Here is a 15,104-nt window from a genome sequence, read left to right on the forward strand (position 1 = left end):
TTACCGTTATGGTCAATAACGCAGATGCTTGTTTTCTTCTGGGAAACATCAAGTCCAACGAAAGTTTTCATGGCAATCACCTCAGATATCACAGACTGGGATCGTATTAAGATTACAGCATGTGGTTGAGTGTGGTCAGGTCGCCGGCACGCAGCAGAAACGTAATGCCGGCACGGTACAGCTTGTGGCGATTCCCTAGGTACTCTTTCACCTGAGCCACGTCCTGACGCACGCGGCCGGACTCGGTATTCTCGCCGACGGCGTTTTTCGACAGCTTGTTGAAATCATTCTCCAGCGTGTCCTGAGGCTGTACCACGATGGTCATGCACAGCATCGTTCCCTCCGGGAACAAGTCCATCAGCGCATTGATTTTCTTCTCCCCGCGTTTCATTTCACCGGTGATGGTGCCCGGCTCCGGCGGGCGGCGCAGCTTCTCGACGGGAATGGCGCAATGCGCCTGGTTATCGAACCACCATACCCCCTGATCCGGATCGGACACGGGCGGGGTGAACAACAGGGTCTCGGCAAAATCGTTCTGCACCGGCATGGCGCCTTCCGGCGTGTCACGACTGTCAAAATAAGCGGCGTCACGGTACAGGGTCTCTTTTTCCACCCACTCCGGGTTGGGATTAAAATGACGCAGCAGCCAGTCATGGACCTGTGCCCCGTTCTGGCGCACGCAGGCAACGCCGGCGCCGGCGAGCGCCCCGGTCACCCGCTCACAGGTCTGATTCAGCATGGCAACCGGTGGCATCGGATCATGATTGCCCTTGCCAATCCAGCGATACACCACCATACGGGTACGGCGTTGCTGCCCACGCCATGGCTGATCGGTGATCAGCGTGTCCTTAAACAGACCTTCCGGACGAGCGATACCGCGCATATGACGTTCGGTTTCTTTCAGCCAGTCTTCGGTGAACGCGCTGCCCTGGGCATGGGGTTTGACGTAATTTCTCAGGCGGTCGATATACGCCTCGGCGTTGTTCTCGTCCTGGCAGAAGAACTGTGCGATCCAGGGGTTTTCGTCATGCTCGTCAAACGAATCCTGCAGTGCGTCTTCCACCGTGTCGCGCATTTGCTCCAGGCGATCGTCCGTGCGTCCTTCGGTCGCTACCGGCGTGATGTCAAAAACAGCCCCGACGGACACACCGTCATCGAGCAAAATACACTGTTCGCGGTCGAGAAATTCCGCCCAGGGCAGGTAATCAACGATGGACGGATTGGCGTGATACACCTGCTGCTCATCCTTTACCGTCATCTTGCCGGGCCGCCGTAACGGCTCACGTCCGTCTACGGACAGCGGCACGCCATCCTCGGTCGCAGTCAATGTATCCTGGGCAACCGCCTCCGGTACCGACGACTTCTTGCGCGTCAGGCGCTTTTTATCAAACAGGGAAAATCGCATCAGTAGGCCTCCGTCCGTTCACCCGGCATCGCATACTGCACCTGGTTGTAGAACGGAAACACGGTGCTGTACCCCGGCACCGGTGCGTTACCGTCCGCCAGATGCGGAAAGACATACATCACCAGGTCGGGGTTCGGCAGCCGCGGGAACTGCTGGCTGATTTCGCTTTCCTGGGTGCGGCTGTAGCTGCGATCGTCCGCCGCTGTCGCCTGGCGTTCGCTGTCGGTGAGTGGACGGCGCAGACTGTCGCGGGCCGCCACCGCATTACGCGCCGAACCACCGCCGTCATCACCCTGCCACAATTCCAGCATCGAGCTGTCGCCCGGTGGCAGCATTTCCTCTTTCGACGTCGAGCAGCCGGCCAATGCTATGATGCTGACCATGACAGCGGTAGCCAGGACTCGGTTAAGTAGGTTTTTCCGCATGATTATCATTCTCTTATAAGCAAACACAGCAGAAGCAGCACACTCAGCCAAAACGCGCTGCAGAACAGTAAAATGAACGCCCAGCCCTGTGGGGGACTCATCCTTTCGCATTGACGCCACAGCCACAGCATGCCCTTTCTCCTCTGAATGACGCGTTAATCCAGTCCGCCGGTGCTGCCGTCTTCGCCTGGCAGGCTAAAGTCGTAACGCACCTTGCGCCCTTTGGTCTCAAAATCGATCGCCAGTTGGCGGGTAATGTGTACGGCCAGTTTCTGGCCCGGAGGGACGTAGACGGCGTCGAACATCATGCCGTAGCGCTCGCGTACCCAATCGGCGGTCTCTTTCATTCCGCCGGACAGGGCTTTGCCCAGCACCGCTTGGCCGGCATTGCCGGTCATGGTGGCGCTGATGCCATTGACATTGTTTTGCGTGGTGTATTGCCCCTGGCTGATCCCCTCACCGGCGGCGCTGGCGGCAGACAACGCGGCAATGGTCGGCAGGTAGGTCGAGGCATTGGATTTACGCTCCCCGCCGATACAGGGAATGCCATTGTCATCGGAAATCCAGCCGATACCGGCGGTGGTGCTGACGTCTTTGCCACTGTTGCCGCTATTGTTGTTGCTGTTTGCCTTCATATTGGTGTCAGGATGCGGCAAGGTGCGTACCGTACCGTCCGCAAACACAAAGGTGATGCTGTTGATCTGGCCACGCACGCACGACAACGTCCAGTCTCCGCTGGCGGTCCCAGAGACAATCGCCCCTTCCACGTCCGGCAGCTCGATGCCGTTCGCCGTCAGGTTGTCTTTACCAATCATCAGTTTGAACGGATAGGGGTCGGTCACCGTACCGTTGATCGGCACCCGGCCCAGCAGCGCCGTCATGGAACGACTGCCCACCAGGGTGGAGTTCTCAGGCAAGGTAAACACCGGCTCGGCATTCTCCTCCGCCCCTTTTTCATTGGTGCGGCCTTTTACCTGCTGTTCATAGGCGGCTTTCTGGCGCGTGATGGCGTTATCAGACAGGAACGACGTCGGGAACTGCGGGCCGTCTTTGGCGCTGTTCGGATTGCGCGGATCAGGTTCTTTCATGTCCTTCGGTCCGACCCACATCAAACCATCCTGGCCAGGTGCCGCGCTTCCCTCGCCGGCACCCATGCCATCCAGCCCCAGACCGAGCGGGATATCACTGTCGCTCTTCGCCTTGTCTTTGTTCCCGGCCAATTGATCGGTCAGCGTCTGGATTTTCCCCATCAGCGTTTGTTGCTCCTGCTGAAGCTGCTGCTGACGTTGCTGTGCCTGTTTCTGGAAACCGGCCACAGCCTCATTGACCTGGCCGGAGACATTGGTATTGCGTTTGCGCAGCGCTTCGTTTTCTTTCAACACTTTGTCGATGTTGCTCTGCAGCTCGGCCTGCTGGGTTCGGGTGGTGCGCAGGGTGCCGACCAGGGTACGCAGCGTGTCTTCCGGGGTATCCCCTTCAACGCCCAGGGCGCGCAACTCCTCCGGCGACATGTTGGCCAGGACGTTATGCGCCTGCTGAGTTTTTTCCGTCGTTTTATTGCTGCTGCAGGCTTTCAGCCCAACGAGGATCGCGGCGGCCAACACACCGAACACTATCACTTTCGGCAGCATGTTAGATTTCACATCAGCCATGGTTTGCCCTCTTCTTCGCTGCCTTCACCGCTTTGCGAACCCCCGACGGCTCCGCGACAAACGCCCCGTCCGGGCGACCGGCGGTGACCAGGTACAGCGTGGTGGTGTCTTCCGGGGTCCCCACAGGACCGAGATAACGGTGCTGGAAGGTGGCCGTCACAAACTGCCCCTGCAGTACCCGTGGATCGAGCATGATTTTGCGGCTGGCCGTGTTCTGCACCTTCAGCGCCACCACGTTACGGTCGCCAATACCCCAGCCGCCCAGCGGGGTGATGGCCACGGGTTCTGACGGGTACAGTGTGGTGATGCGTTTCGGCAGGTGCAGGTTGACCGGGTGAATGCCCGGCACCGCTTCAACCGTGCGCACCGGGCCGTACAGGCTCTGTGCCGCGTAACGCGTCAACACCACCGGCAGCGGCGCGTTGTATTTGATTTTTTTACGCTTCGCCTGAGTGCCATCCTCCGCCCCAAGCGCTGCCGAACTGCTCCCGTTTAATGGGGACGGGGTATCATTACTGCTGCTGACCGACGACACATCACCGCTGTAGACAATGCGCACCGGCTCGGCGGAGCCTTTGTCCGATGCCGTCACATCGAGGAGAATAACCTCCCCGTTCTCTACGTCCTGCAGTTGCAGACGCGTTGGCGGAAATGCGGCATCGGCTTTCAGATAAACAGCCCCGCCACTGCTTTGCACCCGCAGCTTGCCGTTCAGTGCCGGCGGGAAACCGACACGGACATTTTTATCGGCAAATAGCACCCGCTCCTTGCCGACGGCCAGCGGGATTTGCAACGGGATACGCTCCCATTTCATCAGCTCTTCCGCCTGGGCAACCGGTACCGTGAACGTTGCCGCCAGGGGAAGCACACTCAGGGAAAGCGCCAGAACACGTGCTCTCATCATTGGAATACTCCTTTCTTCTCGGGTGCGGGTTCCACCGGCGCCGCAGCCAGACGTTGTGGCATGCTGTCGTAACAATCCAGGGCCAGACCGAACTCATTACGTTCCGGATCCCCTTCTGCGCGCACCACTTTCAGCGGGTAGCGTGTCAGTGCGCGCTTCACCGGTTCGCCGGCAAAGGACTCATCCGCCACCAGGTCAAGGCGTACCACCCAGTTATCACGGCCTTTCACCGTCACCGGGCTCTGGTTATAACGGCCGTTGTAGCCATGTTCGGGGATTTCAAACACCACGCGCGTCCTGCCGGCGAGCTCGCCGCTTTCGCTGCGCTTTTTGGCGTCAGCTTTCAAGAAACGCTCACACGACGGTGTCAGGTAGGGTGACAGGCCATTGATTTTGGCCGGGTAATCCACCTCACCGTTTTTTGGCCAGGCATTGAGTTGCTGAAAGATATAAAAGCCGAAGCTGTAGACAGTTGACGGCGGAACCTCCCACCAGGCGCGGGTAGAGCCGCTACGCAGGTCGGGGGGATTATGGATAGTCAGGTTCTCCGGCGCCCGCATCCAGCCGATGCTGGCCACCAGGAGGAAAACAACCAGCACACCGCAGGCAACGCGTAATGTGAGAATGTGCTGGTCGCGGTTTTTAACCGCATGTCTAAAATGGCTCATGTTGACCTCTTAACAACGCGGCTGCGGCGCAACGACCAGCCCTGCTTGTCGATAATCAGGGTGGGATCACCCCACCCCATGCGACGTTTACGCGCCTCGAGGCGCTGCCAGATATAATTCTCCGGTTTACCGCGCTTGAGGCGCGTCAGCCGGCTGCCACCAAACCAGATAACGAGGAGAGGGGTCACCAGCATGCCGGTGGGTATCACGACCCAACCGGCAAGCGGAAAAAACGGCAACGACACGAGCAGACCCAGTCCCACACCGGCCAAAGCCGCCAGTCCCATCTCCGGGGTGGTAAAGCCCCGGAAGACGACAGGCTCAGCGTTGAGGCGGTCAGGCAAAAATCGGATAGTCTGCATAGCGAACGACCTTAGAACAGGATTTCAGCGGACTTGCCGACCAGCCAGATAACCGCCACGACCAGCACGATACCGACCACGATAATGGCGCCGAATTTACCCCAGTTGGTTTTCCCTTCACGGACCTCATGAAATGTGGAAACCGCTGACTGGGCCACCACGATAAATGCCACCGCGGCCAACACCAGACCGACCAGCACAATGCCGTCCTGCAGATAGCCTTTCAGCGTATCCATCAGGCCACCTCCACCGCCGGAAGACGGAGGTTCAACGCTCGGCAGGGCAGCCTGCGCCGGTTGACTGGCGGCATAAGCCAGAGAAGTCGCCACCGCGACACGCGCAGAGAAATGACGGAAAAGACGAACTACAGCATTCATAAAACATTCCTTTTTGCAGTGTGAAATTAACAACATGTAAAACCGTCCAGCGTCTTCAGCTGGCAAACATCCAGGTGACAACAACCAGCAGCAGCACGAGCCTGACGGCAAACTGCACCATCGCCGCGTTGCGGATCTTTTCGTTGCTCCACCCTTTCCAGATATCGGTCAGCGCCCAGGCCGCCCAGACAAACAGCGTCGCCAGCAACCCGCCGATGCAGATCAGCGACAGGATGTTGGCTTCAACCCCACCGCTGGCCGCATTGAAGGCCTGTTCCTGTGCACCGGTCATGGCCATCAGGGGCGCTCCCGACGGTAATTACCGGCCACAGCACTGCCATCACGCGGCTGCGCGCGCGATGGCTCGAGGTAGCGGTCAATACCGGCATTGATGGTCTTGAGGTCGGCAGTGGCACGTGCATAGTCAAAGAAGAAACGACCACGCTCGGACGGGTCGGCCTGAACGGCGGCAACGCGCGCGCGTTCAAGCGCTGCCTGCACCTGAACCAGCATGCGCTGGGCAGATGCGAGCTCGTCTTTTTCAGCAGCCTGGGCAGACAGTGCGATGAGGAATGACAACCCCAGCAAAAAGCCGGCGCCCAATCCTCGGGTAAATACGGGGATACGCATGCAAGCACTCCATAACGATTTAGGGTGCTGTCAGGGTGCGATAGATGAGGCGGGAGGTCAGTGGATAACTCTTTATGGAATTTTGATAATTTTTATCCACTTTGGGGGGAGCATGGTTGGGGAAACCGCTACGTGAGGTAAAAATGTGACAAAGCCGCCACGAATGGCGGCCCCTCCTATTTATGCTTTCTCTTCGATCCCAACGGCATCAGTTGCAGAGTTAGCAGCGTTGCAGCCAGCAGAAAGCTCCAGAACGCAGGGTCACCAGGAGAAACAAAAAACAGAGCATACTCCTGGTGTATGTTCGTTGCGTTTAACCCGTTGATAACAGAGTGAAAAACTTCAGCGCTCAGAATGTTCATGCGAATATCCTTTCACTATTAGACCTAATGTCAGTTTCCTCCAACTGACACCCCTACCAGTCACAGATAGACCGAACTGGCATTACCATCGTACAACAGGTGAAAGGGGGGCCGAAATTCTGGGGGAAGCCAACTGACGCGCCGCTTTGCGGCTTGTCTGCTGACGGCAGCGCACAAAAACAAGTTTTGCTCGCCGCCGTCCAGCCTGGTTCAAGACTATAGGTACTTTTTAAAGCTAGCCGTCGTCACCGTCACTGCAATACCCAGCAAAATCGCTGCCGGCAACAGCAGGAGATTCGGGTATACCGCCGTTGGCCAGGACAGATACAGCATGCAGGGAATATAGATAGCCGGCTGAACCATACGTTTCGCATGATGGTAGACAAAGCTGGACTCATAGCCAGCGCCATAACGACGGATATCACGCCGCCCCAGGCCTTCTGTCAGCGCAACCAGGACCACCAGGATAAACAGCGGGATGGACAGCACAAGAATGGTCACCCGCACCAAGGTGATGACGGTGACATATACCGTCGCCACCAGGTACTCTTTGAGCGTGGCGGCCAGCCAGCCACTCCAACTGTTCAGCTCTCGGGCCACCGCATTCTGGCTGTGCACCTGCGAATCATAGGCACGTTGGATCCAGTCCAAAAAACCGCTGTCCACGAAGGTCCACTGATACGCCTGGCCAATCCACCGCGTGACGGTGACTGACGGCTCAGACAACATCAGACTGCGGGTAAACTCCGATGACAGATACCCCATTTCAGTATGCATCACCGCTTCACTGTGCGACGCGCCAAGTTCTGTCCAAAAAAATGCCATCCCGACATACTCAATCACCAGGCTCACTAACAACGAGGCGAAGAACATCCCGATCAGCATCCATGGCCAGCCCCACAGTACGTTGTAAAACACCCCATGCTTACGGGGTTGTACGGGCTGCTGAGGCTGATTATTCACCGCTTGTGACATTCAGTCCCCCTTTTATGACCGCATCAGGCATTACCGTGCTGGCTGACCACCAGGATTCACTTGTCCGGTAGTTGCGCTGCATCTCCTCGGCAATCTTCTGCAGGTTGGGCGGCATCAACGCATCACCGCCGTCGCCACTTGGCAGGGGCATCCTGATTTTCCACAACTGCCCGCCTTCCAGCAGCGCAAACGCCTGCCCCTTCGGCAGGTTGATCACATCCGCCGGCATCAGCAGCGGCGTTTTCACCGTACCAACGCGATCCTGGGTGCTGGACGTGAAGTCCTGCCCTTTCTCAACGTCGGCCGTATCAGCGTGCCCCGACACCAGGGTTTTGGTGTAGACATCGACCTCCGGGAGTTGTGTCGTCAGCAACTGTGCGGTCCGGTTCTCGCGCACGCGCAGCATGATCAGGGTATTGAAGTTACCCGTCACCTGGGCCGCCTTGGCGGTACTGCCGATGCGTGCCTCGATATCCGACTCGGTTTGCGTGTAAGCCGTCACCTGCATGCCGGCGCCACCGCCTTTGTTGATGAGAGGGATAAATTCGTCCCCCATCAACTCATTGAACTCGTCACAATGCAGGTTGATAGGCAGTTTGCCGTCTGCGCGGGTCGGCAACCCGCCATGCATGCCGTGTTTATAGATATGGCCGGCCACAGACACCAGGTCAGCAAACATACTGTTGCCGACGGCAGAAGCAACCACTCCGTCCGACAACGCATCCAGCCCGACGTAAACAATGCCGCGCTTGCGGATGACCTGTTCCCAGTCAAATATCGGCCGGGGATCGTTCATGTCCATGTAGTTCGGTGCCAGCAGCTCTGCGGTCTTGCCGGTGGTGAGTTTTTCCAGCAACGGCAGCAGTGACGCCACAATTTTATCAAAATAGGTGCGGTCATAGCGCACGGCCGAGCGCAGTCCATCCAGGATAGGATCATACAGCTGCTTGCCGGCTTCCGAGCTCAGGGCCATTTCAACCGCGAATATTTTGACTGCATTCGGTTGTCCCTGCATGTTGCGCGGCACGTCCTCCTCCGTCAGCACCTTTAGGTTGTTATCTATCTGCTGCTGCAGTGCCGGCATACGCGTTTCAATCACCTTTTTCGCGTAGGTCTCATACAGTTCACTGATGTTGTTCACATAACGGGTGATCAGGGTGTAGTCCGGTCGCTGCCCCAGAGCGACCAGGGCACGCGCGACGATGTTGACGAATCGCCAGGCGAACTCGCGGAACGCCGCACTGTTGCCCTCCCCACTCAACTGCCCGGAGATACGGCCAGCTACCTCGGAGACACGCTCAAAACGCCCGACGGCGTTATAGCGTGCCGAGATATCCGGCCAGCCCAGGTGGAAGATGAACAGCTCATCCCCGCGGCCGGCACGGTGGGCTTCAGCCCAGACACGCCGCAGCAGGTCAGCATCACCTTTCGGGTCAAACACGATGGTGATATCACCGCGGCGAATATCCTGGGTGATCAGCAACTCAGCTAGACGCGTTTTGCCCACACGGGTAGTACCCAGTACCAGGCTGTGGCCCACGCGTTCACGCAAATCCATCGAAACATCCAGCTCATCGGGTTCAATACCATGAATTGCCGGGTTCCCTCCGACCGGTGGCAGCGGCCTGACCGGGTTCAGTACAGAGTCTTTGCGCAGCAACTGGGATAACCACGGTAGGGTGTATTCGGTTTTAAGCTCCAGACGGCGCGCCATCTGGTACAGCTGCGGCGGCTGAACATACTTCTCAACCTCTGGACGACGGGTGTCCATCAGACGCTGGGTGTGCTTTTGCTGCCAGCGAAAACCCCGCCCCAGGAACAGCCGCTGCCGGCTAACCGGTATTTGTGCGCTGGTCATGACATACCGCGGCAGTCGGCGCAGATTACGGCGGTAACGGATCACCCGCAGGCCCTGACGTGCCCGTACCGCAGACAGCACCGCAAACCCGCCGGCAGTGACATAACTCACCGACGGCGCCAATGCCACTGACCAGGGGGCAACAAAACAAATGGCGGCTGCGGCGCCGGCCACAATCGCTGTATTCAATTCGACTGCCGGGCGCAGCAACGCTTCCATAACGTGGCGATTACTCATGGTCGATTGATTCCTTTTTCGTACCAACGGGGATTACCGGCCAATAAATCCAGCAGGCGCTGACCACTGACAAGGTGAACGTGAGTATGGTTTTGCAGCAATGCCCGGCTGAGGTGGCCAGTACGACCGGTATGAATAAAAAAACCCTCGCACCGAGATTTCAGCAACAGCGCACCAAAGTCTTGGATGTGTGAGGGGGTGATGGTTCGGCCATAGCGTTTGGCCTGGATGAAGTATTTTTTGCCATCAATGATGACCTGACCGTCCAGGCCGCCATCACCGCTGTATGAGTCATTGCGTTTGACCGGATGTCCCTGGCGTTCACAGGTCAGCAACAACAGCTCTTCAAATACGTAGGGATTGATTTTGCGCAGGTAAGTCAGGCGCTGCGCGTCACCGGCCAATTGTGGTAAACGCTGAAGCACCCTTGCGGCCGTCGCCTGATAACGGCGGTGGCGGCGATGGCTGGCTGTCTCCCGTCCACGGCAGTTGAGTCCCGCCATGACAGCAACAAACAGCCCAATCAGCACTGCCGCAAGCCATGGGTTCCCAACCAAAGCTGCGACGATGTGCTGTGCCGACATCATGGTGAGACCTGTTGTGACAACCCGGTATCGGTGATCAGCACCGGGTAATGCGCCAACTGCAGACGACGCGCCAGTTCACTGCCGGATGCGGGCGCCATCGGCACACCCGGTGCCAGCTCACGCAGCGCCTGCAGTGCAGGCAGGTTACTGACGTTAACGACGAGACCTGCGGCGTGCCGGGATTTGAGTTGTTCCGCGTTCGACTTTAGCCAGATACGGCTGTCGTCGTCATCACCCACAATAAACAGCGCGCCGATCCCGGGTAACTGCAGAGGTCTGTCAGCCACATCACCTGGCGTCAGTTCTGGCGTTGCCACAGGCAACACTGCAGCCTCGGTATCAGCAGGAGATGCCGGCGCCGGCGGCGCGACGGGAGACGATTGTGCCCCCTCCTGGCGGTTGATACCTTCAAAATACGGCGAAGCATCTTCACCACCGACATCGGCGATCACATTCAGATTGGCCAGCGCCGCGGTGGTCACCAGACTCAGGCCGAACAGCAGAAAATTCACTTTTTTCATGATTATTGGCTCCGTGGTTCAATCCAGGTCAGTGCGGCCGTTTGTGCCGGTAATGCCGTGGCCGTGGGGGTTGTACTGGCCACCCGGGGCAGGTCAGACGCCCTGCCGTTTAGGCGTGCCAGCTTGCCACTCACAATAGATTTATACCGGGCAGCGGGCGCACCGCCGGCAGGGTGGTGATAGCAGCCGGCTGCGGTCAGCCAACTCCCAGGATTGCGGTCATAGCATTCCCGCAGGATGGCCGCCGCCGCGTTGAGATTGGTGTACGGATCAAACGCCGCCCAGGTCGACGTAAAGTGATGGCCGTTCCAGCCCAGATTGACCTGGGCAATTCCGACATCGATGCGCTTGCGAGGATGTGTTTTCAAAAAACGCAGCAAGGCTTCCCACGCCTGCAGTCGGCTGGCATAGCGATACCCTTTACCCGCAACATTGATGGTCCAGGGCCAGGGGCGCTCCACATCCGGAGCCGGACCGGCGCCGCGGGTCACCGAGACGATGCTTTTCGGCGCCATCGATGTCTCGGCCAACGCCACCGAATACAGGGACTCCGGAGGAACCCCGTGACGCAACGCCACCTCCCGATAACCGGAAGGGACCTGCTGGGTAGCAGCATGAACGGCTCCGCCCCCCACAGAAGTGAGGAAGGCAAGCAGGGGCAATAGCCCCCGGGTCAGAACGCGGCGAGTGTCCATCCGTTTTCCCCTTGCTGCAGTACCACCGGCATCAGGCCGTTGCCGAACTTCATCCAGCGGCCACCGTCATGATTGAGCGTGATTTGACGTGCGCGCACCTTGTCGATAGGAATATGATGTTCCCGGGCCCAGTCACGCAGCAGGCTGTCATTACCCTTGCTGTCGACCAGGTAAATGTCGACCGGCCGGTTATCTGCCAGCACCGCCGCCAGTCGAGCATCACACTGACCGCAGTCCTTCGCTTTCACGAACAGCGCCAGTCGCCCGCCGGTGTCATGCGCGATACCCGCAGCGTTCCCCATGTTGACCGGCAACACACCGAGGCGCTGCCAGGCCGCATCCACCTCACGCTGGAACTTGAGTTCTTTCTCTGTGCGGACAAACTCCTGCTTCACCCACTGCTCGGCGTACTTTTTACGTTCGGCGTCACTCTGAGCTTCAATGCCAAGGGCGGTTAATGGATCAAGCCCGGGGGATTGGGTCCCGCGGGGACCATCCATCAACTGCTGGTATCGCTGGTACTCTTCCCCACTGATGCCCCACTGCTTACCCTGTTCAGCCGTCTTGTTGTCCTGGCTCTGCTGAAGCTGGCTCAGGGTAGACTGGCTGTTCTCGATGGCCGTCTGCTGCGCCGCCTGTGATAACGGGCTCAGTAGCATCAACGCGACCATGTGGTATTTCAGTTTCATCACGCTCTCCTTATTGGGCGCTGACGGTCTGCAGACGGCCGTTCACACGAAACGTCGCCTGCCCGTAGCCGGCACTGACCAGGGTCCAGCCAGCGACTGACTCCCCTTCCCCGATTAACCGCACCTGCGACAAATCACTGAACCCCTGCGGCGCCACAGCCGCCAAGGCTGACGTCCCACGCTGCTCCACCCCGGTCAGCACGAATGGTGCTTTGCTCACCACACGGCGTACCGCATTACGCGGGGAGGATTTAATCGGCGTAGGTTTGTGCTTTGGGGTGATTTTGGCTGTCGCTGAAGGGGCTGCGGGTACGGACGTTGATGGCGCCACAGTCGATGCCGGCTTTTCAGTCGCTGACTTTTTCACGGACTCTATGCTGTCTTTCAGCACATTCAACTCAACCTGTTGAGCCTGCAGCTGTTGCTCAAGTTTTTCCGGTAACCCATTGGTTAGCGTCAGCGCCCCAATCTGTCGCATGAGCGAGGCCTGGCGTTCAGCCAGGCTTTTGAGCTGTTTTGCATGCGTCTGCACCACATCGGCCATAGAGTTCATGCCATCCTGCGGCGCCAGTGCTTTCTGTGCCTGCTCAAGCTGGGCAATACGCTGATCGACATGGTTGATAACCCCTGTACCGACGAGACCAGTAACCAAGATGACAACGACGCCGGCCGTTGCCCCCCAGAAGGTCTTGCTGCGCAGCAACCCTTTTTTAGCCGGTGTCATCGGCACCATTTCTTCATTATGCTCTGTCATTTTTTCAACCACCCACCGGTTGCCGGCACCGCGTTAACGGCTTGAGGTGCAATGACAGTTGCAGCAGGACGTGCTGAAACCGGTGCTAAAATCGCCTTGCCCGGTGCCTCCGCCACCGGCGGCAGCTGTGTCGCCGGCAACTGATACCCGTCACGCAGGCTGTGGCAGACAACACGTTGCACGTCGTCTACCTCGAGCTGCCACGCAGGGCCGGCCAACACTTGTAGGGCAGTACGCAAACGCATCGGTCCCAGTTGGTACTGCACCGCCGGCAACGCCTGGCGGTACAGCACGCCGTTTGCCGGTCCGGTCGCGCACAGGGAATAGCCCGACTGGCGCAGCGCATAGCGCAACGCATCAGCAACTGTCGGTTTTACTGACGCCGGAATACGGATATCGATGATTTGCGAGAGCGGATCACGCTGAACGGCCGCCGGGTCAGTGCTGGCCAATAAATAACGGTCGTAGCGCACCACCTCCGGCACCTGCCCGTAGGCATCCGGGCTGACCGGCTGAACATTGCGGTTGACGGTGACAGACGACGTAACAGGGGAAATATCGCGCTGCTGCAGAGGTTGCTGAGTAACGCACCCGGTCAGCATGAGTGCTGCCAGGGAAGAGACGAGAATTGTTTTTTTCATCCGGAAGGTTTCCTGTTCAGTGACAATTGACAGGTGTCACTGTGCGGTTACCGTCCGGGACGCTCAATTAACAACTCTTTATTGCAAACGAAAAAATAACTTATCCTTTGAACTGACTGGTGAGGTCCCTAACCCCACCAAGAAACAATCAATCAACGGATAACCCCTACTTTCCTTAGAGTAGTAAGCAACTCTAAGAATGTATTCAGTCTAAAATCACCTTGATTATAAATAACTCTCAATCCCGCTTTTTTACCAAGATTAGAGGACGCCCTATCTAAGGCAAAATCCAACTCCATATAATTATAACCATCACCACCGCGAGACGAGAAACCGACATCCACCTTTGATAGTCGCGATGATACTTTGAACCCCTCCGTTTCTAACTCCACAGCGCTTTTAAAATAGACCTTAAACCATCCCTTCACTGGCTCATTATTCTCGTACATATTCAAGAACAACTCCGAAATTAAAGGCTCATACACAATCAACATATATGGATCTATCTTAATGGATAGTGATTTTCGCGCTCCAGGAGAATGACCGTGCGAAACGGCGTATAAACCATGAGCATGGAGATCACCTTCATAGCTGTGCGCAGTCTGTACATTCAATCTTTGGAGTTTTCCCTCAAGCCTCTCTATCGCGTCTTCAAATATATTATTTTCATCCTGTGTTGTCACACTACCTACTAGTGCAGAGAGATTAAAATGCACATAGTCAACTAACTCTAGCGCTTCATTATTTTTACCAACGATACCATCATCAAACTGGGAAATTCGTTCAAAGTCAACATTAGAGAACGAAGCATCAAAACTACATGCAAACTCTTTATTTAGTACACTAATTATATTATTCATCCCTTCTGACGATGAGACATTGAAACCTTGCAACAAGTTAAGTGGCGGTTTGAGTGCGCCGACATCAACACCCTTAATGCCCACTGGAATAACACGCACTCCTTTTGAATATGCAAACCCCGACTCAAAATATATCCAACTAGATGATATTGATTTTGGAGAAACAAAAACAAACATTATTTTTGCTTTATGCAAATTTTCTTCAATCTTATGAACCCAGTTATTACCGAACGGAATACTTTCACCATCACTGGATTGAAAAACATTAACAGTTCCAGATGTGCGACCAGTTATCATTCCCTTTAACTCAGAAATATACTCTCGATCAATAGATGAGTGACTAAAGAAAATGGTTGGCTTATCCATACGCTCTCCAATTATAAAAATGTCTATAGACAGAGGGGTACTTTACTACCAATAAAAAAATAGCACCACTGCTCTATCTATAATAAACCCTGCCAGAGCAGGGTTTATTGTTCTCAGTTAACAACTCTGAAAAAAA

General features: G+C 56.7%; 18 protein-coding genes and 1 pseudogene. All 19 read right to left on the reverse strand.

Translation table 11 applies throughout. The features are described 5' to 3' along the window. Positions 1-121: 121 nt before the first annotated feature. Positions 122-1,405, reverse strand: a pseudogene (locus AAZT04_RS17405) (conjugative transfer ATPase); the annotation flags it as partial. Next, positions 1,405-1,830: a TIGR03751 family conjugal transfer lipoprotein gene (locus AAZT04_RS17410; RefSeq protein WP_434681091.1), complete on the reverse strand. Its 426-nt coding sequence runs from the start codon at positions 1,828-1,830 to the stop codon at positions 1,405-1,407. The gene AAZT04_RS17410 and the pseudogene AAZT04_RS17405, both read right to left, overlap by 1 nt. 155 nt (positions 1,831-1,985) lie before the next feature. After that, positions 1,986-3,482: a TIGR03752 family integrating conjugative element protein gene (locus AAZT04_RS17415; RefSeq protein WP_434681093.1), complete on the reverse strand. Its 1,497-nt coding sequence runs from the start codon at positions 3,480-3,482 to the stop codon at positions 1,986-1,988. Continuing rightward, a complete protein-coding gene (locus AAZT04_RS17420; RefSeq protein WP_434681095.1) occupies positions 3,475-4,386 on the reverse strand; it encodes a TIGR03749 family integrating conjugative element protein in 912 nt (303 codons plus the stop codon). The genes AAZT04_RS17415 and AAZT04_RS17420 overlap by 8 nt, the downstream gene beginning before the upstream one ends. Further along, positions 4,383-5,054, reverse strand: coding sequence for a PFL_4703 family integrating conjugative element protein (locus tag AAZT04_RS17425; protein ID WP_434681097.1), 672 nt, complete (start codon positions 5,052-5,054; stop codon positions 4,383-4,385). Before AAZT04_RS17425 ends, AAZT04_RS17420 begins: the two co-directional genes overlap by 4 nt. Further along, positions 5,051-5,416, reverse strand: coding sequence for a TIGR03750 family conjugal transfer protein (locus AAZT04_RS17430; RefSeq protein ID WP_012146873.1), 366 nt, complete (start codon positions 5,414-5,416; stop codon positions 5,051-5,053). Before AAZT04_RS17430 ends, AAZT04_RS17425 begins: the two co-directional genes overlap by 4 nt. Before the next feature lie 11 nt (positions 5,417-5,427). After that, a complete protein-coding gene (locus AAZT04_RS17435; protein WP_033635992.1) occupies positions 5,428-5,793 on the reverse strand; it encodes a TIGR03745 family integrating conjugative element membrane protein in 366 nt (121 codons plus the stop codon). 55 nt (positions 5,794-5,848) lie between these two features. Continuing rightward, positions 5,849-6,091, reverse strand: a complete 243-nt coding sequence (locus AAZT04_RS17440; RefSeq protein ID WP_212556649.1) for a TIGR03758 family integrating conjugative element protein — start codon at positions 6,089-6,091, stop codon at positions 5,849-5,851. After that, positions 6,091-6,423: an RAQPRD family integrative conjugative element protein gene (locus AAZT04_RS17445; RefSeq protein WP_434681101.1), complete on the reverse strand. Its 333-nt coding sequence runs from the start codon at positions 6,421-6,423 to the stop codon at positions 6,091-6,093. Before AAZT04_RS17445 ends, AAZT04_RS17440 begins: the two co-directional genes overlap by 1 nt. 176 nt (positions 6,424-6,599) lie before the next feature. Beyond that, positions 6,600-6,785, reverse strand: coding sequence for a hypothetical protein (locus AAZT04_RS17450; RefSeq protein WP_290016658.1), 186 nt, complete (start codon positions 6,783-6,785; stop codon positions 6,600-6,602). Positions 6,786-7,001: 216 nt separating this feature from the next. Then, on the reverse strand, positions 7,002-7,760 hold the full coding sequence (locus AAZT04_RS17455) for a TIGR03747 family integrating conjugative element membrane protein (protein ID WP_434681104.1): 759 nt from the start codon (positions 7,758-7,760) through the stop codon (positions 7,002-7,004). Then, positions 7,741-9,855 (reverse strand): type IV conjugative transfer system coupling protein TraD, encoded by a 2,115-nt coding sequence (gene traD, locus AAZT04_RS17460; RefSeq protein WP_434681106.1) that lies wholly within the window; start codon positions 9,853-9,855, stop codon positions 7,741-7,743. Before traD ends, AAZT04_RS17455 begins: the two co-directional genes overlap by 20 nt. Then, positions 9,852-10,442 (reverse strand): restriction endonuclease, encoded by a 591-nt coding sequence (locus tag AAZT04_RS17465; RefSeq protein ID WP_434681108.1) that lies wholly within the window; start codon positions 10,440-10,442, stop codon positions 9,852-9,854. Before AAZT04_RS17465 ends, traD begins: the two co-directional genes overlap by 4 nt. Further along, a complete protein-coding gene (locus tag AAZT04_RS17470) occupies positions 10,439-10,963 on the reverse strand; it encodes an integrating conjugative element protein (protein WP_434681110.1) in 525 nt (174 codons plus the stop codon). The genes AAZT04_RS17465 and AAZT04_RS17470 overlap by 4 nt, the downstream gene beginning before the upstream one ends. A 2-nt stretch (positions 10,964-10,965) precedes the next feature. Further along, the gene (locus AAZT04_RS17475; RefSeq protein ID WP_434681112.1) at positions 10,966-11,658 is read right to left on the reverse strand and encodes a transglycosylase SLT domain-containing protein; all 693 of its coding nucleotides are present in this window, start codon (positions 11,656-11,658) and stop codon (positions 10,966-10,968) included. Next, positions 11,637-12,347: a TIGR03759 family integrating conjugative element protein gene (locus AAZT04_RS17480; RefSeq protein ID WP_012004789.1), complete on the reverse strand. Its 711-nt coding sequence runs from the start codon at positions 12,345-12,347 to the stop codon at positions 11,637-11,639. The genes AAZT04_RS17475 and AAZT04_RS17480 overlap by 22 nt, the downstream gene beginning before the upstream one ends. Positions 12,348-12,357: 10 nt before the next feature. Then, the gene (locus AAZT04_RS17485) at positions 12,358-13,101 is read right to left on the reverse strand and encodes a hypothetical protein (protein WP_434681114.1); all 744 of its coding nucleotides are present in this window, start codon (positions 13,099-13,101) and stop codon (positions 12,358-12,360) included. After that, a complete protein-coding gene (locus AAZT04_RS17490) occupies positions 13,098-13,742 on the reverse strand; it encodes a pilus assembly protein PilL (RefSeq protein ID WP_434681116.1) in 645 nt (214 codons plus the stop codon). The genes AAZT04_RS17485 and AAZT04_RS17490 overlap by 4 nt, the downstream gene beginning before the upstream one ends. A 152-nt stretch (positions 13,743-13,894) precedes the next feature. After that, positions 13,895-14,968 (reverse strand): toll/interleukin-1 receptor domain-containing protein, encoded by a 1,074-nt coding sequence (locus AAZT04_RS17495; RefSeq protein ID WP_434681118.1) that lies wholly within the window; start codon positions 14,966-14,968, stop codon positions 13,895-13,897. Between the last annotated feature and the right edge of the window lie 136 nt (positions 14,969-15,104).

This window comes from Serratia sp. Je.1.23.a, from assembly GCF_051129805.1.
GTDB classification, from domain to species: domain Bacteria; phylum Pseudomonadota; class Gammaproteobacteria; order Enterobacterales; family Enterobacteriaceae; genus Serratia; species Serratia liquefaciens.